The 1,128-nt window shown below is 63.4% G+C and carries 1 protein-coding gene; it reads left to right on the forward strand.

Features of this window, described 5'->3' with window-relative positions; translation table 11 throughout:
- Positions 1-54: 54 nt before the first annotated feature.
- Positions 55-1,128, forward strand: a complete 1,074-nt coding sequence (locus AB0E63_RS46490; RefSeq protein WP_360381359.1) for an IS630 family transposase — start codon at positions 55-57, stop codon at positions 1,126-1,128.

Here is a 1,128-nt window from a genome sequence, read left to right on the forward strand (position 1 = left end):
CTAGTGTCGCGTGTCATTAATTAGGTAACGGTTGATGGTGGGTCAGTATGGAGTATGGCGAACCGTCCTGCTGCTGCGCTGGTGCTTCGTGAGGGTGATCGGGAGCGGCTGGTGTCGTTGACGCGGAGTACGACGGTTCGGGCTGGGTTGGCTTTGCGGGCGCGGGTGGTGTTGCTGGCTGCTGAGGGGCTCGCGAACACGGCGATCGCGGAGCAGGTTGGGTTGTCTCGTCCGAAGGTGATCGGGTGGCGGCAGCGTTACCAGCGCAGTGGTCTGAAGGGGCTGGATGACGCGGATCGGTCGGGCCGGCCGCGGCGGATCGATCACGCGATGATCGTGGCTGAGACGTTGAAGCCGCCGCCGAAGAGGCTGGGGGTGACGCATTGGTCGTCTCGGCTGCTGGCCGAGCGGTTGAAGGTCGGTAACGCGACGGTGGTTCGTGCGTGGCGTGATTACGGGGTGCAGCCGTGGCGCAGTGAGACGTTCAAGTTCTCCACCGATCCTGAGCTGGTTGCCAAGGTCACCGACGTGGTCGGGCTGTATCTGGCGCCGCCGGACAACGCGATCGTGTTGTGTGTCGATGAGAAAAGCCAGATTCAGGCGTTGGACCGGACTCAGAAGATGCTGCCCATGCAGCCCGGCTTTCCCGAGCGCCGCACCCATGACTACGTGCGCCATGGCACCAGTACTCTGTTCGCGGCACTGGAAATCGCTACCGGAACGGTGACCGCGGCCTGCAAACCCAGGCACCGCCACCAAGAGTTCCTGGCCTTCCTCAAGCAGGTCGCCCGCGCCTATCCCGCCACCGACCTGCATCTGGTGATGGACAACTATGCCGCCCACAAGCGCCCCGAGATCAAGGCATGGCTGGCGGCCAACCCACGTGTCCAGACGCACTTCACACCGACGTCTGGATCATGGCTCAACCTGGTCGAGGTCTGGTTCGGCATCATCGAACGACAGGCAATCCGCCGCGGCACCTTCCGGTCCGTGCGCGACCTCAACGCCAAGATCCGCGCCTTCATCGACGGCTGGAACGACCGCTGCCACCCGTTCGTCTGGACCAAAACCGCCGACCAGGTCCTCGCCAAAGCCAACCGTCACCAAACTTCAGAAACGGACCACTAG

Origin of the sequence: Kribbella sp. NPDC026596 (genome assembly GCF_040638415.1) — a bacterium.
GTDB lineage: Bacteria > Actinomycetota > Actinomycetes > Propionibacteriales > Kribbellaceae > Kribbella.